This is a genomic window from Streptomyces sp. HUAS TT11 (assembly GCF_051553595.1).
In the GTDB taxonomy this organism is placed as follows: Bacteria; Actinomycetota; Actinomycetes; order Streptomycetales; family Streptomycetaceae; genus Streptomyces.
In genome coordinates, this window is record NZ_CP196184.1 from 6,578,023 (window position 1) to 6,598,921 (window position 20,899).

Sequence of the window (20,899 nt, forward strand, 5' to 3'; positions counted from 1 at the left end):
CCCCGCGGGCCGCGGGCGGGGCCGGCGGCACGGACCCCGAGGGCGAACGGCCGTGAACGGCCGAGGAGTTCATGGACGGTCCCGGCCCGCGCGACACGGTGGCGCGGCCGGGGCCCGACGGACCGGGTCTCCGGTGCCGATACCCGTGCCTCGTCGCGGCGCCGGCCGCGGCGGGCGGTGATTGCCGGGGGTGCTGCTCGCCGCGCGTGGGGGAGTCGCCGGCCGGAGAGGCACTCTCGGCCGTGGCCGGGCGGGCTTCGGACGTCGGCCGGCACTACGGGAAAGGGCTCGGCGGATACCGCGGAGGTGTGCCGCGGCCTCGCGGAAGATCACTGCGGGGGCGGCTGCCCCTGCCCGGCCGGGCAGGAGGGTGCCTCGAAGCCGTGTGCACCGACGGGACGCGGGGGCCCTGTCCACATGGCCGCCGTCAAGGGCGTCACCGCTTCGGACGTACCGGTCTAGTTGTCGAGCCCGATCGCGAACGCGGCCTCCAGGTCGTGCTGGGAGTACGTGCGGAAGGCGACATGCGTGTCCGTGGCCAGTACGCCCTGGATCTTGCTGATCCGGCCGGGGATGACGTCCGCAAGGTCGTCGTGGGCCTTCACCCGGACCATGGCGATCAGGTCGTAGGTGCCGGTGACGGAGAAGACCTCGCTGACACAGTCCAGCGCGGCGATCGACTCGGCGATCTCGGGGATCCGGTCCACGCTGGTCTTGATGAGGACGATCGCGGTGATCACGGCTGGTGTTCTCCCTCGGGGGCCTGGGCTGGGGGTTTCACCCTACTCGTACGGCCGTAGCGCACCCAGGCGTAGCCGAAGCCCAGCGTGAAGCCGACCAGGTGCGCCAGATAGGCGACCCCCGGCCCCTGCGCGGCACGGCCCGCAGCCATCCACTGAAGGCTCGCCCAGAAGGGCAGCACGACCCAGGCCGGGAAACGCAGCGGCAGGAAGAGCAGGAACGGGAAGAGACTGGTCACCCTGGCCTTGGGGAACAGGAACAGAAAGGCGCCGAGGACCGCGGAGATGGCTCCGGAGGCTCCGACCAGCGTCTGCGCCGACTCGGCGTTGGCCGCCGCGTACCCGAGCAGCGCCAGGTAGCCGCAGCCCAGGTAGAACAGGGCGAACTCCAGGTGGCCCATCCGCTCCTCGGCCATCGCCCCGAAAACGTAGAGGAACAGCATGTTGCCCAGCAGATGCACCCAGCTGCCGTGGACGAACAGCGCCGTCGCGGGGGTGAGCGCCGCCCGCGGCGCCCCGCTGAACAGTTCCACGGGCACGACCCCCCAACGGGCGAAATAGGACCGCTGGGCGGCCAGCAGTTCGTCCCCGGTGCCGTAGGCCGGATTCAGTCCCGCGGCCGGCCCGATCAGGAAGACCAGACAGCACAGGACGATCAGCCCGTACGTCACCGGCGCCGACTGCGCCCGCAGCGCTCCGGCGGCCACCCTCCTCCAGGTGCTGATCATGGGACAGAGCATGGCGTAACCGGACCGATCCATGCAGAGTGCCTCGCCGCACGGACGGACGGGCGGCGAGTACCCGCCAGGCCGTAGGGTTACGAGCCACACGCTCCAGGGAAACTGGCGCATCACGGAGACTGGAAGAAGGAAGAGCGGCCACGATGACGGTTCCCCTCCCGACCGAGACGACGCGCTGGCGCTGCACCCTCTGTGGAAACCTCACGCGGTTCGACGTCACCCGCTCGTCGAAGGTCGTCGAGTATGTACACCTCGATCTCGCCGGGGAGCCGAAGGTCGAGGAGCGCGAGGTGGTCAGTGAGACCATCGAATCGGTGCGTTGCCGCTGGTGCAACGCCCTGGATCAGGTGGAGCTCGTGGACAGGCCGGGCGCCGGCTCCTGAGGGAGGCGGTCCCGCACGGACAGTGGGGTGACGGATGGTGGAGACCACAGGCGGGGAGCCGGCCGACGGCGCCGCTGAGGTGCTCGACCGCCCGCTGCCCGACGGCGTGCGCCGCCGTGTCGTGCAGATCGTGTCGGAGAGCTTCGGCGGTCTGACCCTCGGCGAACTGCCCGTCCAGCTGCGGCAGTATGCCCGGTTCACCCCGAACCGCCGGGCGAAGTTCGCCGGCAACGCCATGGCGTCGGCCCTGGAGACCGATGCGGTGTTCCGCCAGCGCATCGGGGAGAAGCTCAGGGAGACGCAACCGGAACTCGCCGACGCCCTCGACTCCGGTTCGCCGCCACCTGCCGCGGACCCGCTCGACGTGGCGGCCGCGGCCTACGTGCTGCGCCCGGCCGGCTGGGTGAAGCTGGTCACCGCCGCCGGGGAGGAGGCCCAGCGGGCGAACGCCGAGCGCGCGGACGAGGAGAGCCGGGCCGAGCTGGAGCGGCTGCGTGCCGAGTTGACGGCCGCCCGGGCCCAGACCCGCACCGAGACGGAACGGTTGCGCTCGGAGGCCGAGTCCTCCCGCAAGGAAGCCGAATCGCTTCACCGCAAGTTGCGTGCCGCCCTCAGCGACGTCAAGCGCGGCGAGGCGGCCCTGCGCAAGGCCCGGGTCGAGATGGACTCCGTACGGGCCGAGGGGCAGGCGCAGTTGTCCGCCGCCGAGAGCGAGGCCCGGCGGCTCAGGGCGCGACTCGGTGAGGCGGAGGCCGCCCTGGAGGCCGCCCGTAGAGCGGCTCGCGAGGGCCGCAGTGTCGAGGACATGCGGGTCAGGCTGCTGCTCGACACGGTGCTGGACGCCGCCCAAGGGCTGCGGCGGGAACTGGCGCTGCCGCCGGTGTCCGTACGGCCCGCCGAGACCGTGGACGCGGTCGAACCAGGACGAATGACCCCGAAGGACATCGCCGCCCGTGCGCTGTCCGAGAACGATCCCGCGATCCTCGACCAGTTGCTCGCGCTGCCTCAGGCGCATCTGGTCGTCGACGGCTACAACGTCACCAAGACCGGCTATCCGCAGATGCCGCTGGAGAAGCAGCGGCTCAGGCTCCTCGGGCAGCTCTCCCAGCTGGCCGCGCAGACCGGGGCCGAGGTGACGTGTGTTTTCGACGGGGCGGAGCTGGCCGCCCCCGTGCTGCTCGCGCCGCCGCGCGGGGTGCGGGTGCTGTTCTCCAAACCCGACGTGACCGCCGACGAGTTGATCCGCCAGCTGGTGCGCGCGGAACCCCCGGGCCGACCGGTCATCGTGGCTTCGACCGACCGCGAGGTGGCCGACGGGGTCGCGAGGGCGGGCGCGCGCCCGGTCGCGTCGATCATGTTGCTCAAGCGACTTTCCAGGGCGTAACGGGCAAATCGGTCGCAGCCTGCGGCTTGCGCCGAACATCCCATGGGTAACCAACGCACCAAGCGCAACGTCCGTGCGGCTTGCCCGAATTGAGCGGATCGCCACGCAACGTAGTGTCAAGGCGGTATCACTGCACGTGAGTTCCGTGCAAAGAATGCATTGCGTGACCGAGATTTTCCCGCTCGGGATTTGAACTGATCACAGAGAGGTCACTAGGGTCGGGCTTCGAACCTCCGCACGGGCGATCACTCACAAGGGGTGGTTGGCGGCGGAGGGGCCCGCCCACCGGCGTGTCGGTAGGCGGCTGAAGGAAGAAGGAGCTCGCCTCCGTGGCGTCCCACCGTCGACCCAAGCAGCCGAGCCGCGCACGTGTGACCGTGCTCACCACCGCAGCGGCCGCAGCCGTTGTCCTCAGCGCCCAGGCGGCCAACGCCGCCCCCAGCGCCAAGCCGAGCAAGGACGAGGTCAAGTCCAAGGTCGACAAGCTCTACGAAGAGGCGGAGAAGGCCACCGAGGCCTATGACGGGGCCAAGGAGAAGCAGGACAAGCTGGAGAAGGACATCTCCACCCTGCAGGACAAGGTCGCCCGGGGTCAGGACGAGCTCAACCAGCTGCGCGACGGCATCGGCACGATGGCCAGCGCCCAGTACCGCAGCGGCAGCATCGACCCGTCCATCCAGCTCTTCCTGTCCGCGGACCCGGACGACTACCTGGACAAGGCGTCGACGCTGGACCAGTTGAGCGGTCAGCAGGTCGAGGCGCTGAAGAAGATCCAGGAGAAGCAGCGCGAGCTGGCCCAGGAGCGGCAGGAAGCCACCGACAAGCTCAAGGACCTCGCCTCCACCCGCACCGAACTCGGCAAGAAGAAGAAGGAAGTCCAGGGCAAGCTCGCCGACGCGCAGAAGCTGCTCAACAGCCTCACCGCCCAGGAGCGTGCGGCCCTCCAGGCCGACCAGGCCCGCGCCAGCCGCGACAGCATGCGCAACGCCCTCAACGGCTCCACCGCCTCGGCCTCCGGCCGCGCCGGAGCGGCCTTCGCCGCCGCGCAGAGCGTGATCGGCTCGCCCTATGTCTACGGCGCCTCCGGCCCCTCCTCCTTCGACTGCTCCGGCCTGACCTCCTGGGCCTACGCCCAGGCCGGTGTCTCCATACCGCGGACCTCCCAGGCCCAGGCCAACGCAGGCACCCGTATCTACAGCCAGAGCGACCTCAAGGTCGGCGACCTGGTCCTCTTCTACGGCGACCTGCACCACATCGGCCTCTACGCGGGCAACGGCCAGGTGCTGCACGCCCCGCACACCGGTGCCTCGGTGCGCTACGAGTCGATCGGCAACATGCCGTTCCAGTTCGGCGTCCGGATCTGACCGCCTTCCCGGGCGGTCCACACCCGCCCGAACGAGGGAATTCCAGCGGCTCCCGCTGACCCTGTGCCCCGCCTATGACCTGCGTCAGGGCGGGGTTTCGCATGGTGTGTGCCCATCGCGCCCTTTGTTCCAGGAGTGATCGCCCGGCTACTGTCTGCCGCGTTTCCCCCGCCGAGCGGCGGGGGTTGTCAGCGGAAGGGAGTGCGACCGGACGTGGGGTCCCATCGCCGCCTTGCACCATCCGGCCTCGGCCGGGGACGTGGCGCCACAGCCGCCGTCGTGTCCGCCGCCGCGGCTGCCGCGGCCCTCGGTGCCGTACCGGCGCACGCCGCGCCTCGTGATCACCGGGCCACCGTGGACCGGCTCTACCTGGAGGCCGAACAGGCCACGGAGGCGTACAACGCGGCCGGGGAACGCGCCGGTTCGCTGCGCCGGCAGGTCGGCCGGGCCCAGGACCGGATCGCCCGCCAGCAGGATCGTGTCAACGCCATGAGGGATGTGCTCGGCACGCTCGCGGGGGCCCAGTACCGCTCCGGCGGCCTCGCCTCCTCCCTGGAGTTGCTGTTCTCCGACAATCCCGCCGACTACCTCGAGAAGGCGGCGGCGCTCGACCGGATCGGCGTTCGCCAGTCCGGGCAGTTGAGGGAACTGCGGGGTGCCCTGCGGGAACTGGCCGAGGAGCGCACGGTGGTGGCGGACGAGCTCGCCGCGCTGGAGAAGACCCGCAAGGCCGTCGCCCGTCACAAGAAGGACGTGGAGCGCAAGCTCGCCGCGGCGCAGCGCATGCTCAACTCCCTGCCGCCGGCGGAGCGGGCGGCCTACGAGCGGGTGTCCCGCTCCGGCGGCGGCATGCCCGACCTCGCCGACGCGGTGCCGCCGGGTCCCCGGGCCGCCGCGGCCGTCGCCGCGGTCCGCTCCGCGCTCGGCCGGCCGTATGTGTGGGGTGCCAGCGGGCCGCGCAGCTTCGACTGTTCGGGCCTCATGCAGTGGTCGTACGCCCATGCCGGAATCGGGCTGCCCCGCACGTCGCAGGCGCAGCGCCACGCCGGCCGCCGGGTCCCGCTCTCCCAGGCCCGGCCCGGAGACCTGGTCGTCTACCGCGCGGACGCCAGCCATGTGGCGATGTACGTCGGCAACGGCCGGGTCATCCACGCACCTCACCCCGGGGCCGCGGTGCGCTACGACCCGGTCGGGATGTTGCCGATCTCGTCGGTCATCCGACCCTGAACGCGACGGCGATACACCCTCCGACCGGCGCGTACGATCGTGAGGTGGCTGGTCGCAGACGGGTGCCGGGGGTCGTGGCGGGCTGTGTGGTGCTCCTTGCCGGACTCGTCGGCTGCTCAGGCGGCTCCGGTACGGACGCCCAGACCGCAGCCGTGCAGCAGGTGCTCGACCGGCGGGCGGCGGCGATCCTGGACGGGGACCGCTCGGCGTTCCTCGCGACCGAGGCGGTGTCCGGTGACGCCGACGGCCGACCCGCCGCCGGCCCGGCCGAGTTCGACAACCTCCGTGACATACCGCTGGCCGCCTGGTCCTACCGGCTGACCGCGCTGCACCGCACCGGTGACCGGGCCACCGCCGACGCCGAACTGCGCTACCGCATCAAGGACTACGACCGTGCGCCGGTCACCGCGAGTCGTGTGCTGCGGCTGACCCGCAGCGACGGCCGCTGGGTCGTCGGCTCCGAGGACCCCGCGCAGAAGGCCAACCAGCAGCTGTGGGAGCAGGGCGCTGTCGAGGTGGTGCGCGGGTCGCACAGTCTGGTGCTCGGCGTCGGGCAGCCGCACAGTGCGCTGCGGGCCTACGCGGACCTCGCCGACCGTGCGGTGCCCGCCGTCACCGACGCATGGGGCACCGACTGGCCCCGGCACGTGGTGGTGCTCGTGCCGAGCACGCTGGAGGGGATGGCCGGGCTGCTCGGCGCCCCGGCGGCCGGCTACCGCGGGATCGCCGCGGTCACCACCGGCGAGGCGGGGGGTGCCGGGAAGGCGCCCGCCGACCGGATCATCGTCAACCCGGAGGCCTACGGCGTTCTGGGCGACCTGGGCAAGCAGGTCGTGCTCAGCCACGAGACGACCCATGTCGCCACCCGTGCCCACACCACGGCGGCCACCCCCCTGTGGCTCTCCGAGGGCTACGCCGACTGGGTCGGCTACCGCGGCACCGGCCGTCCGCCCGGTCAGGTGGCCGCCGAACTCGACCGCGCGGTCGCGCTGGGTCATGTCCCGGCCGCGTTGCCGAAGGACGCGGACTTCGCCTTCTCCGGGGACCCGGGCAAACTGGCCCAGGCGTACGAGGGCGGCTGGATGGCCTGCCGGATGATCGCCGACCGCTGGGGTGAGGTCCGCCTGAACGAGTTCTACCGAATGGTGGGCGACCACCGTGAGCGGCCGGGGGCGGTCGAGGGCGCGATGAGGAAGGTGCTCGGGACGACGCCGGAGGCGTTCACACGCCAGTGGCAGGTGTATCTGAGAGCCCAACTGGGCTGAGGGCCCGTTCGTCGGGGTCGGCCGGCCGCGCGTTCGCCTCGCGCGGTCAGGAGGGTGCGAGCGTCTCCTGGGTGCGGGTGGCCTGAGGCGGCACGGTCGGGGCCGGGCGCGAGACCGTGTCGCGCCACAGCGCCCGCGCGGCGGTCAGCGTGGCGAGCACCAGCAGGCCGTTGCGCACGAACAGCAGGGTGATGCCCAGCCCGTCGCCGGCGACGACGTTCGCGAAGCAGACCGGGAACTCCAGGACGGTGGCCAGGCAGGCGACCACCACCAGGGCGCCGGGCAGCGTCATCCGGCTCGCGCGGGAGCACAGGCAGACGGCCGCGAGCCCGACCAGCCACACCATGTACTGAGGGCTGATCACCCGGCTGGTGACGGTGAACAACAGCACCGCCACGAAGGCGGCGTCCGCGAGCGTGTGCGGCGACGTCCGGCGGACGCTGACACGCCACAGCAGCAGCCATCCGAAGGCGACCACGGTCAGGAAGAGGGCGGCCGAGCTGACCCAGTCGACGTACGGCCCGAGGAATTCCACCGAGCCGTAGTTGAGCAGTACCCGGCCCTGCCAGCCGAAGTGCCGGGCCACGTGGAAGACCAGCGAGCCCAGGGACTCGACCTCCGTGCCGCGGTCCCGCTGGGAGGTCAGGAAGCCGAAGGCGCCGGGCATCGTCAGAGCGGCCGCGAGGGCGAGGGAGCCGGCCGTCGTCGCGGCCGACACCCATGCCCGGCGTCTGACGGCACCGGCCAGCAGCAGCGCCGGCCACACCTTCAGCAGGGCCCCCAGGGCCACCAGTGCCCCCATCGCCCTCGGCCGGCGGGCACCCGCCAGCAGCGCGGCCACCGCCACCGCCGTCACCATCAGGTCGTAGCGGGCGTACACGGTCGGGCCGAGCAGGGCGACGCCGACCACCCAGACCCAGGCTCCGCGCTCCGTCCTGTGCGGCCGGCGGCCCGCGTACAGCAGCAGGCACAGGACCGCCAGGTCGGCGACGCAGGCGAGGACGTAGAAGGCCTGCGCGTAGTCCAGGAAGGGCAGCAGCGCGGGGGAGAGCACGGCCAGCGCCGCGGCGGGCGGATACTGCCAGGTCACGTCGTCGTGCGGGAACGCGCCGCTGCGCAGGGTGTCGTACCAGCCGTGGTAGATCACCGAGACGTCGCTGGTGACGTCCGGGCCGGGGAAGACGAACACCTTGAAGACGAAGAGCAGCAGGGCCAGCCTGGTCAGAGCCCAGGTGGTGAGCAGCAAGACCGGGAACCGCCGTGTGCCCGCCATGTCCACCTGAGCCCCTGTCCTGCCCGTTCCGTGTCGCCTGTGGTGCGGGACCATGATCTCCCGCCGCACAGTGCGACGGCGACGAAGCGCGGCCGTGCGGAGCCGTGAGTACGGTGACACATCCCGTTCTGTAGTGTCGACGACGATGCACAAGACCCTCATCGTGACCAACGACTTTCCGCCCCGTCCGGGTGGTATCCAGGCGTTCCTGCACAATATGGCGCTGCGTCTGGATCCGGAGCGGCTGGTCGTCTACGCCTCCACCTGGAAGCGGGGCCGCGAGGGCACCGAGGCGACCGCCGCCTTCGACGCAGAGCAGCCCTTCGCCGTCGTACGCGACCGGACCACGATGCTGCTGCCCACCCCGGCGGTGATCCGGCGCGCGTCCGGACTGCTGCGGGAGCACGGATGCACGTCGGTGTGGTTCGGGGCGGCTGCCCCGCTCGGTCTGATGGCGCCGGCATTGCGGCGCGCCGGGGCGGAACGGCTGGTGGCGACCACGCACGGCCACGAGGCGGGATGGGCCCAGCTGCCCGCCGCCCGAAGTCTGCTGCGCCGGATCGGCGACTCCACGGACACCCTCACCTATCTCGGTGAGTACACGCGTTCCCGTATCGCCTCCGCACTGACCCCGCGGGCGGCCGCGCGCATGGTGCAACTGCCGCCGGGCGTCGACGAGAAGAGGTTCCGCCCGGACTCGGGCGGCGACGAGGTCCGCGCACGCCTGGGCCTGACGGACCGCCCCGTGGTGGTGTGCGTCTCCCGGCTGGTCCCGCGCAAGGGCCAGGACACACTGATCTCGGCGATGCCGCGCATCCTGGCCAAGGAGCCGGACACGGTCCTGCTCATCGTCGGGGGCGGGCCCTACGAGCGGGAACTGCGCCGGCTGGCCGACGACACCGGGGTCGCCGACGCCGTCCACTTCACGGGCGCCGTCCCGTGGCCGGAGCTGCCGGCCCACTACGGTGCTGGCGACGTGTTCGCGATGCCGTGCCGGACCCGGCGGGGCGGCCTGGACGTGGAGGGCCTCGGCATCGTGTACCTGGAGGCCTCCGCGACGGGCCTGCCGGTGGTCGCCGGCGACTCGGGCGGTGCCCCGGACGCGGTGCTCGAGGGCGAGACGGGCTGGGTGGTACCGGGCGGCTCGGCCGAGGAGGCCGCGGACCGGATCGTCACCCTCCTCGGCGACCCCGAGCTGAGGCGGCGCATGGGGGAGCGGGGCCGGCAGTGGGTCGAGGAGAAGTGGCGCTGGGACCTGCTGGCGGAGAAGCTCCGGACGCTGCTGTGAGGCATGCCGGGACACCGGGGGTTGTCGTCCGAGGTGGGCGCCGCGCACGCGGTCGTCGCTGATCGACCCCGGCGGTGACGGGGCGTACGGCTCCCGGGCCGTGCGAAGGCCCCGGCAGAGCCTGGCGGTGACGTGCTCAAAAACCGGTGGAAGCGCGCGACCGCGCGCCATTACCGTGCTGCCGAACCAAGTCGTCTGATCAAGGACGTGCCGTTGTACACCGTGTGAGACCTCCCGAGCGCTGATCTGTCGCGCGTCGCGCCTGTGCGCCGCGCTCCTTTCTGCTGCGGACTTCTCACTGAAACCGGTGTACTTCGGTGCTCACGAACTGGGTGGTCACGCCCACCTGCCTGCCGCTCGTTCTCCGCCGTTGCCACGCGTGCGCGTCCGAGCGCTTCCGGGCAAGCGGTAAATTCCGCGTCAACGCACACCACAAGCTCATCGACGTCTGGCTTCTCGTGCTCTGTACCGGGTGCGGGGAGACGGCAAAGCTCACGGTGCTGGAACGCACGCATGTGCGGTCGGTACGACCTGAGCTGCTGGACCGACTGCACGGCAACGACCCCGGCCTGACGGCCGAACTGCTCCAGGACCCCGTCGTGCGGCGCCGTAACCGCATCGCCCTCGACTGGGACAACGCCTGGCGCCTCGACACCGGCGGATCGGATCACCTGGACCGTGAGGTGATCGACATCTCGGTCCGCTTCGCGGCGCGGATTCCCGTGCGCCCGGTGCGACTGATCGCCGAAGGCTGCGGACTTTCACGGGCCGAGGTCGAACGGCTGATCACGGAGGGCGAACTCGTCTCGGCGGTCCGGCTGAGCGGCCGGCTCGCCGGCGACTTCACCTTCACGCTCACGCGCTGAACCCTCCGCGGGACCGGTGCCTGTCCGGCAGCATCCGCCGGACAGGCACCGCGGCCTGCCGTTCGGGCCACGCCGGCACCGCGGGTCGGCCCCCGCGATCGTGGCCGCCCCGCGCCGCCGACACACGGGCATCCGCACCCTCGTCCTGGAGATGGGCCGCCTGTGCAACACGCCCGGCCCCGGCGGGAAGGTGTTCTGCTCCACCGGTGCGCCGGACCGGGGATCCATGTGGTTCCGCACGCGCACCGAGGCGCCCCTGGCCACCTTCCTGTGGCTGGACGCCGTCAACAAGGCCATCGGCCGCCACCCGGGTGTCCTGGACCGAGACTCGGCTGGAGGGCCGCACCGGGCGCCGTGTCGGTACGGACGGCCAGAACCTGTTCGACCGGGTCGACGCGGCCGACGCCACGGTCTACCGGTACGACCTCTTCGGCTCGGCCGGCAAGGCCTTCGCCGGCGACTTCACGTACCGCCCGCTCGGCGGCTGCGTCCTCGGCCGGTCGACGGACGGCTGCGGCCGTGTGAAGGGGTACTCCGGGCTGTACGGCACCGACGGATCGCTCGGGCCCGGCTCGATCGGCGTCCATCCGTTCCGCACTGTCACCGCGCTCGCGGAACGCACCATGACGCGGGTCCTCGCCGAGGACATCGCGTCATGACATGAGGGTGTCCGGGCCCGCTACTTGCGGTAGATGGCCTCGATCTCGTCCGCGTAGTCCTTGGCCACCACACTGCGCTTCAGCTTCAGGGACGGCGTGAGGTGGCCCGACTCCTCGGTGAACTGGGAGGGGAGAACGCGGAACTTCCGCACCGATTCGGCCTTCGACACCGCGGCGTTGCCGTCGTCGACCGCGTCCTGGATCGCGGCGAGCAGATCCGGGTCCTCGCTCAGCGACGCCGCGGTGACGCCGGCCGGCTTGCCGTGCTCGGTGGCCCAGCGCCCGAGGAACTCCTCGTCGATGGTGATCAGTGCACCGACGAAGGGCCGCCCGTCGCCCACCACCATGCACTCCGCGACCAGCGCGTGCGCCCGGATGCGGTCCTCGATCACGGCCGGGGCCACGTTCTTGCCGCCCGCGGTGACGATGATCTCCTTCTTGCGGCCGGTGATCCTGAGGTAGCCGTCCTCGTCGAGGGTGCCGATGTCACCGGTGTGGAACCAGCCGTCGGCCAGCGCCTCCGCGGTCGCCGCCTCGTTGTTCCAGTAGCCCTTGAAGATGTGCTCGCCGTGCAGCAGCACCTCGCCGTCGTCCGCGATGCGGATCACGGAGCCCGGCATCGGCTGGCCGACCGTGCCGATCTTCTGCCGGTCCCAGGGGTTGAACGCCGTGGCCGCGCAGGACTCGGTCAGCCCGTAGCCCTCCAGCACCGTGAAGCCCATGCCGCGGAAGAAGTGGCCCAGCCGCTCGCCGAGCGGGGCGCCGCCGGAGATGGCGTACTCGCCCCGGCCGCCGAGCACCGCGCGCAGCTTGCTGTAGACCAGCTTGTCGAAGGTCTTGTGTTTGATCCTGAGCCCGAGGGACGGGCCGGACGGGGTGTCGAGCGCACGGCTGTAGGCGATGGCCGTGTCCGCCGCCTTGTCGAAGATCTTCCCCTTGCCGTCGGCCTGCGCCTTGGCGCGCGCCGAGTTGTAGACCTTCTCGAAGACCCGCGGCACACCGAGAATCAACGTCGGGCGGAAGGCCGCCAGTTCGTCGGTGAGGTTCTTGATGTCGGGCACGCAGCCCAGCTTGATGGGCGCCATCATCGGCGCGATCTGCACCAGACGTCCGAAGACGTGCGCGAGCGGCAGGAAGAGCAGGACGGAGCACTCGCCCGTACGGAACAGGGGGCGCAGCCGCTCGACGATGTTCCCGCACTCGGCGAAGAAGTTGCGGTGGGTGAGCACACAGCCCTTGGGGCGGCCGGTGGTCCCGCTGGTGTAGACGATGGTCGCCGGGTCGTCGGCCTTGGCGAGCGAGCTGCGCTCCTCGACCATGGCGTCGCTGACGTCCCTGCCGGCACGGCCGAGCTCCTCCACCCCACCGGCCTCGATCTGCCAGAGGTGCTTGAGCGCGGGCAGCCGGTCCCGTACCGACTCGACGGCCGCGGCGTGCGTGCCCAGTTCGACGATGCACGCGGTCGCACCGGAGTCGCCGAGGATCCACTCCACCTGCTCGGGCGAGCTGGTCTCGTACACCGGCACGGTGATCGCGCCCGCGCTCCAGATCGCGAAGTCGAGCAGTGTCCACTCGTACCGGGTCCTGGACATCAGTCCCACCCGGTCGCCCGGTTGCACGCCGGAGGCGATGAGCCCCTTGGCGGCGGTCCGCACCTCGGTGAGGAAGGCGGTCGCCGTGACGTCCTGCCAGGTGCCGCCCACCTTGCGGGCGATGACGGCGACATCGGGGTGCTGCGCGGCGTTTCTGCGGACGATGTCGGTCAGGTTGCCGTCGGCAGGGACCTCGTACAAAGCCGGAAGGCTGAACTCGCGCAAGACTGCTGCTCCTCATAGGGCACCGACGCCACGACTCTGTGTGGTGCGACGGTGCGGTCCAAGGCTCGGGCAGTGCGCAGGGTTCTTCCTACGGAGTCGTTGGTTGAAACCCTGAGCACGACTGGACGGCCCGGACGTTACCCGCCGGTATGGCTTCTCCGACAGGGGGTCATGACGAGATGTTCCGTGCGTCACATGTGTTGACGTTCCATTGCGCACAGTAGTCCACGCTTTTCCTGACTGGCCAGTATCCGCAGGTCCGGCGGCCACTGTTCACAGTTGCCGCACACGCTTACGCTTGATCGTCATGGCTCCCACACCGGGCGGTAACCCGAGGACGCGCATTCACGTGGTCAGCGACGTGCACGGCAATGTGCGCGACCTCGCCCGGGCCGGCGACGGGGCGGACGCGCTCATCTGTCTGGGTGACCTGGTCCTCTTCCTGGACTACGCCGACCACTCGCGCGGGATCTTCCCGGACCTGTTCGGCAAGGAGAACGCCGACCGGCTGGTGGAACTGCGCACCGCCCGCCGCTTCGAGGAGGCGCGGGCGTTCGGCGCCGCGTTGTGGGCCGGCGTCGGCACGGAGCGTGCGGCGATCGTCGAGAAGGCGATCCGCAGACAGTACGCACAGCTGTTCGCCGCGTTCCCCACTCCGACGTATGCGACCTACGGCAATGTCGACATGCCGCCCCTGTGGCCGGAGTACGCCGCACCCGGTACCACCGTGCTGGACGGCCAGCGGGTCGAGATCGGCGGCTGGACCTTCGGCTTCGTCGGCGGGGGCCTGCGCACCCCGATGCGGACCCCTTATGAGATCGACGACGAGGAGTACGCGGCGAAGATCGAGGCCGTGGGCGAGGTGGACGTGCTGTGCACCCATATCCCGCCGGAGGTGCCGGAACTCGTCTACGACACCGTGGCGCGCCGTTTCGAACGCGGCAGCAGGGCGCTCCTCGAGGCGATCCGCCGCACGCGTCCGCGCTACTCGCTGTTCGGCCACGTCCATCAGCCGCTGGTGCGCAGGATGCGGATCGGAGCCACGGAGTGCGTGAACGTCGGGCACTTCGCGGGCAGCGGGAAACCCTGGGCGCTGGAGTGGTGAGCGGACGTCGGCCCGACGGCAGGAGCGGTGGTGGCCGCGCGGCCGGTGCGCGGTAGCCTTCACGCTGCACACACGTGCGCACGTGCGCACCACCCTCCCTCACCGGACCGCATCTGGAGGAGCCACGTCGATGGCGGAACACACCAGCTCGAGCATCACGATCGAGGCGGCCCCGGCCGATGTCATGCGGGTGATCGCCGACTTCGCGCGCTACCCGGACTGGACGGGCGAGGTGAAGGAGGCCGAGGTGCTCGCGACGGACCAGCAGGGCCGCGCCGAGCAGGTACGCCTCGTGATGGACGCGGGCGCGATCAAGGACGACCAGACGCTGGCGTACACCTGGACGGGTGACAGCAAGGTCTCCTGGACGCTGGTCAAGTCCCAGATGCTCCGCTCCCTGGACGGTTCCTATCTTCTGAAGCAGGCGGGTCCGGGCGGCACGGAGGTCACCTACCAGCTGACCGTGGACGTCAAGATCCCCATGCTCGGCATGATCAAGCGCAAGGCGGAGAAGGTCATCATCGACCGCGCGCTGGCAGGCCTGAAGAAGAGGGTGGAGTCGGGAGAGCAGGCGTAACAGGCCCGGCGGCCGCGGGGCGCGGCCGCCCGGTCCGGAGCGGCACCGTGGTGCGGACCGGGCCGTTCCGCGTGTGCGGGCTCACCCACGTCCTGCCCGACCCTCCGGCCGGGCCCCGGTAGCGTGCACCCTCATGCGCACCATCCTGATCACCGGCCCGGGCGGTTCCGGCCGGACCACCGTCGCCGCGGCCGCCGCGCTGGAGGCCGCCCGCCGGGGCAACCGCACCCTCGTGCTCGGCGCCGACCGCACGGACGCGCTCGGTGCGGTCCTCGGTGTCCCCACCGGCGCCGAACCCGTCGAGGCCGCCCCCGGCCTCACCGCCTGGCGTCCGGACGCCGCCGCCGGGTTCCGGGAGGACCTCGCCGCATTCCAGGACCGCGCCGCCGGTGCGCTCGACCTGCTCGGCGCCGCCCGGCTGGACGCCGAGGAGGTGACCCCGCTCCCCGGTGCCGAGGAACTCGCCTTCCTGCGCGCCCTTCGCGACGCCGCCCTCTCGGAGGCGTACGACCTCCTCGTCGTCGATCTGCCCCCCGTCCCGCAGGCCCTCGGACTGCTCGCCCTGCCCGAGGAACTCCGGCGCTATCTGCGCCGTCTGCTCCCGCCGGAGCGGCAGGCCGCCCGCGCTTTGCGCCCCGTCCTCGGCCGGCTCGCGGGCGTCCCGATGCCCGCCGAGTGGATGTACGAGGCCGCCGCCCGCTGGGACGGCGAGCTGGCCGCGGTCGAGTCCGTGGTCGCCGACCGCGCCACCAGCGTGTGGCTGGTGGCCGAGCCGGGACCGGCCGGGGCCGACGCGGTCCGCACCGCCGTCACGGGCCTGGCCGTGCGCGCCCTGCGGCCCGAGCTCCTGGTCGCCAACCGTGTCCTGCCCGAGCACGGCCAGGACACCTGGCCGGCCGGCCTCGCCGCCCAGCAGCGCAAGGCCCTGGAGGAGTGGCAGGGGACCTACGAGGTGCACCCCCTCCCGCACCTCGGCCGCGACCCGCGCGGCGCCGACGACCTGGGCTCGCTCGTGCCTCCCGGGGTCAACCCCGCGCCCGACCCGGTCGAGTGGCCCGTGGCGGACCGCCTCGCCGAGGACGGGGTGCTCGTATGGCACATCCCGCTGCCCGGCGCGATACGCGAGGAACTCGAGCTCGTACGGCGCGGCGACGAACTCGTCGTGACCGCGGGCTCCTTCCGCCGGATCGTTCCGCTGCCGTCCGCCCTGCGCCGCTGCACCGTGGCCGGCGCCGCCCTGCGCGACGAAGAACTGCGCATCCGCTTCGCCCCGGACCCGGAGCTGTGGCCGCGCTCCGTGTGACCGGCCCGGACCGGCGCCCGTCCGGGCGCCGGGGCCGGCCGGGCGGGCACGCGCTGAATCGCGTACCCCCGTTCGGGTAACGTCGGGAGTACGTACCCCAGTCAGGAGTCCGCCATGAGCGAAGAGCGCCCCACGTCCGACGCCGCTCAGGACGCCGCCGTCGGTGGGGGTCCGTCCCGGGCGAGCCAATCCGAGAACTCGCGGGAGCGGGCGACCGACGCCGACGCCTGGGCGACGGCGTGCGCCGAAGACCTCGCCGCGGAGAAGGCGCGCCGCCGGACCCAGTACGGCCGGCCGCCCGGCTCGGCGGCCGACGAGCTGCGCAAGCTCGTCGACGCCGTCGCCGACAAGCTGTCCGGGCTGCAGACACCGCTGTTCGGCGCCGCGGCCTCGGGCGCGGCCCAGCAGATGGTCCAGCAGGCCGTGCAGCAGGCCAAGGCCGCCGTGGAACCGGTCATCGAGCGCAATCCCGAGATCTTCGACCACCTCGCCGCCGCCGGTTCCGAGCTGCTCGCCGCCTACCGCTCGGCCGTCGAGGCCCAGGAGAGGCGCTGGACCGACCGCACCTCCCGCGACTTCGGTCCCGAGGACGACCAGGGTTCCGGGGAGCGCATCGACCTCGACTAGGCCCGAGGGAAGTACCGGGTGGTCGGGGCGCAGGGAGGGCCCCGACGTCCGTCAGCACCCTCGGGTACGGTTGGCCGTAGCGGGGCTCGACCGAAACTGAGGGATTCATGGGACTCACCATCGGCGTCGACATCGGTGGAACGAAGATCGCGGCCGGTGTGGTCGACGAGGAAGGCAACATCCTCTCCACGCACAAGGTGCCGACTCCGGGTACGCCCGAAGCCATCGTGGACGCCATCGCCGCGGCCGTCGAGGGTGCCCGCGCGGGGCACGAGATCGTCGGCGTCGGCATCGGTGCCGCCGGATACGTCAACCGCCAGCGTTCGACGGTGTACTTCGCGCCGAACATCGACTGGCGGCAGGAGCCGCTCAAGGCGGAGGTCGAGGCCCGTGTGGGTCTCCCGGTGGTCGTGGAGAACGACGCGAACGCCGCCGCGTGGGGCGAGTACAAGTTCGGTGCCGGCAAGGGCCATCGCAACGTCATCTGCATCACGCTCGGCACCGGTCTCGGCGGCGGCATCATCATCGGCAACAAGCTCCGCCGCGGCCACTTCGGTGTGGCGGCGGAGTTCGGCCACATCAGGATGGTCCCGGACGGCCTGCTGTGCGGCTGCGGCTCGCAGGGCTGCTGGGAGCAGTACGCCTCGGGCCGCGCCCTCGTGCGGTACGCGAAGCAGCGTGCCAATGCCACCCCCGAGAGCGCGGAACTGCTGCTCTCGCTCGGTGACGGCACCCCGGACGGCATCGAGGGCAAGCACATCTCCATGGCCGCCCGCCAGGGCGACCCGGTCGCGGTGGACTCCTACCGTGAGCTCGCCCGCTGGGCCGGTGCCGGCCTCGCCGACCTGGCCTCGCTCTTCGACCCCTCCGCGTTCATCGTGGGCGGCGGTCTCTCGGACGAGGGCGAGCTCGTGCTCGACCCGATCCGCAAGTCGTACAAGCGCTGGCTGGTCGGGGGCAACTGGCGCCCGGTCGCCGAAGTGATCGCCGCCCAGCTGGGCAACGAGGCGGGCCTGGTCGGCGCCGCCGACCTGGCCCGGGAGCCCGACCCGATCATGTAGGGGCCGCCCCCTTCACTCGACGGCGCCCGCCTCTCCCGATGCCGGGGAGGCGGGCGCCGTCGTTCTCCACGACCGGCCCGCCCGCCCGCGCCTCTCCCACCGGGTACGGGCTATCTTGATCGGCATGGCGCCCTCGACTCCGCTGCTGCCCAACTCCCGCACCGAACCCGACGGTTCGGCCGTCATCAGGGTCCTCGGCTACAACATCCGGTCGATGCGGGACGACACCGACGCGCTCGCCCGGGTGATCCGAGCGTGCGAGCCCGACGTGGTGCTGGTCCAGGAGGCCCCGCGCTTCTTCCGCTGGCGCAAGAAGCTCGCGCGGCTCGCGGCGGCCTCCGACCTGGTGATCCTCACGGGGGGCGGTACCGCGGCGGGACCCGCGATCCTCTGCTCGCTGCGCGCCACGGTCGAGCGCACCGAGGACGTGCTTCTGCCGCTCACCCCGGGGCTGCACCGCCGGGGCCTCGCCACGGGGGTCGTACGGTTCGGCGGTGCCCGGGTCGGCCTCGTGAGCTTTCATCTGAGCCTGGAGCGCAACGAGCGCCGAGCCCAGGGCGGCATGGTGCTCGACCGGCTCGCCCGGATGGGCGTCGAGCACGCGATCGTGGGCGGCGACCTCAACGAACGCCCGGACGGTCCGGCCTTCGCACGGCTGGCGGGCAGCCTGGAGGACGGATGGGCCACCGCCCCGTGGGGCGCCGAGTACACCTGGACGCCCACCGACCCCTACCAGCGCATCGACGCCCTCTTCGCCACGAGCGGGGTCGAGATCCTCGGCTGCGGCGTGCCGCTCGGCCACCCGGGGGTGACGGAGACGGACCTGAGGGCGGCCTCGGACCACTTTCCGGTCCTTGCCGCCCTCAGGGTTCCCGCGTCGTAGAGCCGGTCAGACCACCGCGCCACGGCCGGGGTCGTCGCCGTCCTCGTCGTCGGTCCTCATGCGCGCCACCAGCGTCGCGAAGCCGCCGAGGAAGCCGCCGACGCCGAGCGTGGTCAGCCACCAGGTCATCTCCCAGCCGAGCACCACCGCCAGCAGGAGCAGGATCGGGCCGCCGACCACTCCGAGCCAGGCGAACTTCGCCGTCGTGTCGCCCGTGGGCAGCGGCGGCGGCTCGGGCGGGACGAAGTGGCCTTCGTCGTCATCGTCGAAGTCGTCCTCGGAGGGCTCCCGCGGTGTGTAGTCGCGCGGGCCCACACCGGGCGCGAAGGAGATCGAGCTGCCCAGGGGCCGGGCGGGCGCGTCCCGTCCTTCACCCTGATCCCCGTCTCCTTCGCCCTTCTCCCCGTCCTGCTCCCCGTCCTCGCCGTCCGGCTCCATGGCGGGCAGCGCCAGGTCCTCGATCGGCTTGTACGGCTTCGAACCGGGCGGGTCCGCAGGCTCCTCGCCGTACCCCGCGACGATCGCCGCCCAGGCGGCGTCCTCGTCGAAGGGCACGCCCTTCTCGTCCGGCTCGCGATCCTCGCGGTCGGAGTCGTGCTCAGCCACCTGCGGACGTCCCTTCCTTGTCGACACTGGGCGCGAGCCGGCCGATGAACGAGTGGCTCTCCTCGTGGATCCGGTCCGCATCGTGGTCCAACGTCGCCACGTGGTAGCTCTGTTCCAGCACGATCTCCGTCACGTCCGTGGACGAGACGCGGCCGAGGATCCGGGCCGAGTCGGCGGGCGGCACCACATGGTCCTGCGGACTGTGCAGAAGCAGCAGCGGCTGGGTGACCTGCGGCAGCTCCCCGTCGACCACGCGGAAGAAGGTGCGCAGGGAGTGCGCCGCGTGCAGCGGCACCCTGTCGTAGCCCAGCTCCGTGCTGCCTTCCTTGGCGATGTCGCTGGTGATGCCCTTCGTCGTCCGGACGAGGTGGCGGGCCACCGGAAGGGCGTACGCCGACAGGCCGTGCACCTTGTTCGCCGGGTTGACGACCACCACACCGCTCACGGCCTCGCCGTGCCGGGCGGCGAGCCGCAGGGCCAGGGCGCCGCCCATGGACAGGCCGGCCACGAAGACCTGCGCGCAGCGGTCGCCGAGGGCCCGCAGCTCGCGGTCCACCTCCGCGTACCAGTCGTGCCAGCCGGTGAGCTGCAGGTCCTCCCAGCGTGTGCCGTGCCCGGGCAGCAACGGCAGCGAGACGGTGAGGCCGCGCTCGGCGAGATACTCCGCCCAGGGGCGCAGCGACTGCGGGGAACCGGTGAAGCCATGGCAGAGGAGGACGCCGACCTCCCCGCCGTCGTGGCGGTACGGCTCGGCTCCAGGGAGGACCGGCACGTCGGTCTCCTGTTCATGAAAGGGGCTGGGCACGTCGATTGCAGGTACTTCACCGTACGCGACCGCACTGACACCGACCAGGGCCGTCGGCCTCTTTGCGAAAGGACCGGGTTAAGGTCTGTTCGACACACACAGGAGGCAGTCGGTTGTTGTACGGCGCGATGAAGGTATCCATCGGGGGGCCGCTGAAGCTTGCCTTCAGGCCCTGGGTGGAAGGCCTGGAGAACGTTCCCGCCGAGGGCCCCGCGATCCTGGCGAGCAATCACCTGTCCTTCTCGGACTCGTTCTTCCTGCCCGTCATGCTCGATCGGAAGGTCACCTTCATCGCGAAGGCCGAGTACTTCACGACACCCGGTCTGAAGGGCCGGCTGACCGCCGCCTTCTTCAAGGGCGTGGGGCAGCTCCCCGTCGACCGCTCCGGTGCGCGTGGTGCGGGCGAGGCCGCGATCCAGAGCGGCATCGAGGTGCTGGAGCGAGGCGAGCTGTTCGGCATCTACCCGGAGGGCACACGCTCGCCCGACGGGCGCCTCTACCGCGGCAAGCCCGGTGGTCTCGCGCGCGTGGCGCTGGCCACCGGCGCGCCCGTGATCCCGGTCGCCATGATCGACACGGAGAAGATCCAGCCGCCCGGCAAGGTCATGCCCAAGCTGATGCGCCCGGGCATCCGCATCGGCAAGCCCCTGGACTTCCGGCGCTACCAGGGCATGGAGCAGGACCGTTTCGTGCTGCGCGCCGTGACCGACGAGGTCATGTACGAAATCATGAAGCTCTCCGGTCAGGAGTACGTCGACATCTACGCGACCGCCGCCAAGCGGCAGATCGCGGAGGCCGCGAAGGCGGAGAAGCAGGCGCACAAGGAGGACCGCAAGGGTGCCGTGAGGGAACGGCCGGGCTCCTAGACGCGTCCGTCCGGGTCGGGGGGAGTGAACCGAAGGGGCGCTCCGGCGGGGGCGCCGCCC

Annotated in this window: 20 protein-coding genes and 1 pseudogene; 15 read left to right on the top strand and 6 right to left on the bottom strand. The window is 71.6% G+C overall.

The window, feature by feature from the left end; all coding sequences use genetic code 11:
• Window positions 1-458: 458 nt before the first annotated feature.
• Both ACSHXN_RS29340 and ACSHXN_RS29345 read right to left on the bottom strand, forming a co-directional pair.
• Window positions 459-740 carry an Lrp/AsnC family transcriptional regulator gene (locus ACSHXN_RS29340; RefSeq protein WP_059133819.1) on the bottom strand — a complete coding sequence of 94 codons (282 nt, stop codon included), beginning with the start codon at window positions 738-740 and terminating at the stop codon, window positions 459-461.
• Window positions 737-1,468 (bottom strand): rhomboid family intramembrane serine protease, encoded by a 732-nt coding sequence (locus tag ACSHXN_RS29345; RefSeq protein WP_355140577.1) that lies wholly within the window; start codon window positions 1,466-1,468, stop codon window positions 737-739. The genes ACSHXN_RS29340 and ACSHXN_RS29345 overlap by 4 nt, the downstream gene beginning before the upstream one ends.
• A 155-nt stretch (window positions 1,469-1,623) precedes the next feature.
• Here ACSHXN_RS29345 and ACSHXN_RS29350 point away from each other — a divergent pair, with 155 nt between their 5' ends.
• The 5 genes from ACSHXN_RS29350 to ACSHXN_RS29370 all read left to right on the top strand — a co-directional run bounded on the left by ACSHXN_RS29350 (window position 1,624) and on the right by ACSHXN_RS29370 (window position 7,103).
• Entirely contained in the window at window positions 1,624-1,863 is a 240-nt protein-coding gene (locus ACSHXN_RS29350; RefSeq protein WP_220294388.1) for a hypothetical protein, read from the top strand.
• Between the two features lie 34 nt (window positions 1,864-1,897).
• A complete protein-coding gene (locus ACSHXN_RS29355; protein WP_355140578.1) occupies window positions 1,898-3,247 on the top strand; it encodes an NYN domain-containing protein in 1,350 nt (449 codons plus the stop codon).
• Window positions 3,248-3,576: 329 nt separating this feature from the next.
• Window positions 3,577-4,611, top strand: a complete 1,035-nt coding sequence (locus ACSHXN_RS29360; RefSeq protein ID WP_355795568.1) for a C40 family peptidase — start codon at window positions 3,577-3,579, stop codon at window positions 4,609-4,611.
• 213 nt (window positions 4,612-4,824) lie between these two features.
• The gene (locus ACSHXN_RS29365) at window positions 4,825-5,838 is read left to right on the top strand and encodes an NlpC/P60 family protein (protein ID WP_438304249.1); all 1,014 of its coding nucleotides are present in this window, start codon (window positions 4,825-4,827) and stop codon (window positions 5,836-5,838) included.
• Window positions 5,839-5,882: 44 nt separating this feature from the next.
• Complete coding sequence (locus ACSHXN_RS29370; RefSeq protein ID WP_438304252.1) at window positions 5,883-7,103, top strand: hypothetical protein; 1,221 nt, start codon at window positions 5,883-5,885, stop codon at window positions 7,101-7,103.
• 46 nt (window positions 7,104-7,149) lie between these two features.
• Here the strand turns inward: ACSHXN_RS29370 and ACSHXN_RS29375 are convergent, their stop codons facing one another.
• A complete protein-coding gene (locus ACSHXN_RS29375; protein ID WP_383356129.1) occupies window positions 7,150-8,382 on the bottom strand; it encodes a glycosyltransferase 87 family protein in 1,233 nt (410 codons plus the stop codon).
• A gap of 139 nt (window positions 8,383-8,521) precedes the next feature.
• Between ACSHXN_RS29375 and ACSHXN_RS29380 the strand changes: the two genes are divergently transcribed.
• The 3 genes and pseudogenes from ACSHXN_RS29380 to ACSHXN_RS29390 all read left to right on the top strand — a co-directional run.
• Complete coding sequence (locus ACSHXN_RS29380; RefSeq protein WP_355133282.1) at window positions 8,522-9,664, top strand: glycosyltransferase family 4 protein; 1,143 nt, start codon at window positions 8,522-8,524, stop codon at window positions 9,662-9,664.
• 317 nt (window positions 9,665-9,981) lie between these two features.
• Complete coding sequence (locus ACSHXN_RS29385) at window positions 9,982-10,530, top strand: DUF1062 domain-containing protein (protein ID WP_355133280.1); 549 nt, start codon at window positions 9,982-9,984, stop codon at window positions 10,528-10,530.
• Between the two features lie 324 nt (window positions 10,531-10,854).
• A pseudogene (locus tag ACSHXN_RS29390) lies at window positions 10,855-11,189 on the top strand (GMC family oxidoreductase); the annotation flags it as partial.
• 20 nt (window positions 11,190-11,209) lie between these two features.
• Here the strand turns inward: ACSHXN_RS29390 and ACSHXN_RS29395 are convergent.
• Window positions 11,210-13,006: an AMP-dependent synthetase/ligase gene (locus tag ACSHXN_RS29395; protein ID WP_356291824.1), complete on the bottom strand. Its 1,797-nt coding sequence runs from the start codon at window positions 13,004-13,006 to the stop codon at window positions 11,210-11,212.
• Window positions 13,007-13,313: 307 nt separating this feature from the next.
• On the opposite strand from ACSHXN_RS29395, the gene ACSHXN_RS29400 reads away from it, so the two are divergent.
• The 6 genes from ACSHXN_RS29400 (at window position 13,314) to ACSHXN_RS29425 (ending at window position 18,562) form a co-directional block, all read left to right on the top strand.
• Window positions 13,314-14,111 (top strand): metallophosphoesterase family protein, encoded by a 798-nt coding sequence (locus tag ACSHXN_RS29400; protein WP_355133276.1) that lies wholly within the window; start codon window positions 13,314-13,316, stop codon window positions 14,109-14,111.
• A 130-nt stretch (window positions 14,112-14,241) separates the two neighbouring features.
• Window positions 14,242-14,688, top strand: a complete 447-nt coding sequence (locus tag ACSHXN_RS29405; protein WP_355133274.1) for an SRPBCC family protein — start codon at window positions 14,242-14,244, stop codon at window positions 14,686-14,688.
• Window positions 14,689-14,821: 133 nt separating this feature from the next.
• Complete coding sequence (locus tag ACSHXN_RS29410) at window positions 14,822-15,991, top strand: ArsA family ATPase (protein WP_438304255.1); 1,170 nt, start codon at window positions 14,822-14,824, stop codon at window positions 15,989-15,991.
• Window positions 15,992-16,105: 114 nt separating this feature from the next.
• Window positions 16,106-16,618, top strand: a complete 513-nt coding sequence (locus ACSHXN_RS29415; RefSeq protein ID WP_355133270.1) for a DUF5304 domain-containing protein — start codon at window positions 16,106-16,108, stop codon at window positions 16,616-16,618.
• A 107-nt stretch (window positions 16,619-16,725) separates the two neighbouring features.
• The gene (locus ACSHXN_RS29420) at window positions 16,726-17,679 is read left to right on the top strand and encodes an ROK family glucokinase (protein ID WP_331267481.1); all 954 of its coding nucleotides are present in this window, start codon (window positions 16,726-16,728) and stop codon (window positions 17,677-17,679) included.
• A gap of 124 nt (window positions 17,680-17,803) precedes the next feature.
• Window positions 17,804-18,562 carry an endonuclease/exonuclease/phosphatase family protein gene (locus tag ACSHXN_RS29425; protein ID WP_356108275.1) on the top strand — a complete coding sequence of 253 codons (759 nt, stop codon included), beginning with the start codon at window positions 17,804-17,806 and terminating at the stop codon, window positions 18,560-18,562.
• A 6-nt stretch (window positions 18,563-18,568) separates the two neighbouring features.
• On the opposite strand, the gene ACSHXN_RS29430 is transcribed toward ACSHXN_RS29425, so the two are convergent.
• Window positions 18,569-19,168, bottom strand: coding sequence for a hypothetical protein (locus ACSHXN_RS29430; RefSeq protein WP_355133266.1), 600 nt, complete (start codon window positions 19,166-19,168; stop codon window positions 18,569-18,571).
• Entirely contained in the window at window positions 19,161-19,940 is a 780-nt protein-coding gene (locus tag ACSHXN_RS29435) for an alpha/beta hydrolase (protein ID WP_355133264.1), read from the bottom strand. Before ACSHXN_RS29435 ends, ACSHXN_RS29430 begins: the two co-directional genes overlap by 8 nt.
• Before the next feature lie 149 nt (window positions 19,941-20,089).
• Here ACSHXN_RS29435 and ACSHXN_RS29440 point away from each other — a divergent pair, with 149 nt between their 5' ends.
• Window positions 20,090-20,839: a lysophospholipid acyltransferase family protein gene (locus ACSHXN_RS29440; protein ID WP_383356183.1), complete on the top strand. Its 750-nt coding sequence runs from the start codon at window positions 20,090-20,092 to the stop codon at window positions 20,837-20,839.
• Window positions 20,840-20,899 lie beyond the last annotated feature (60 nt).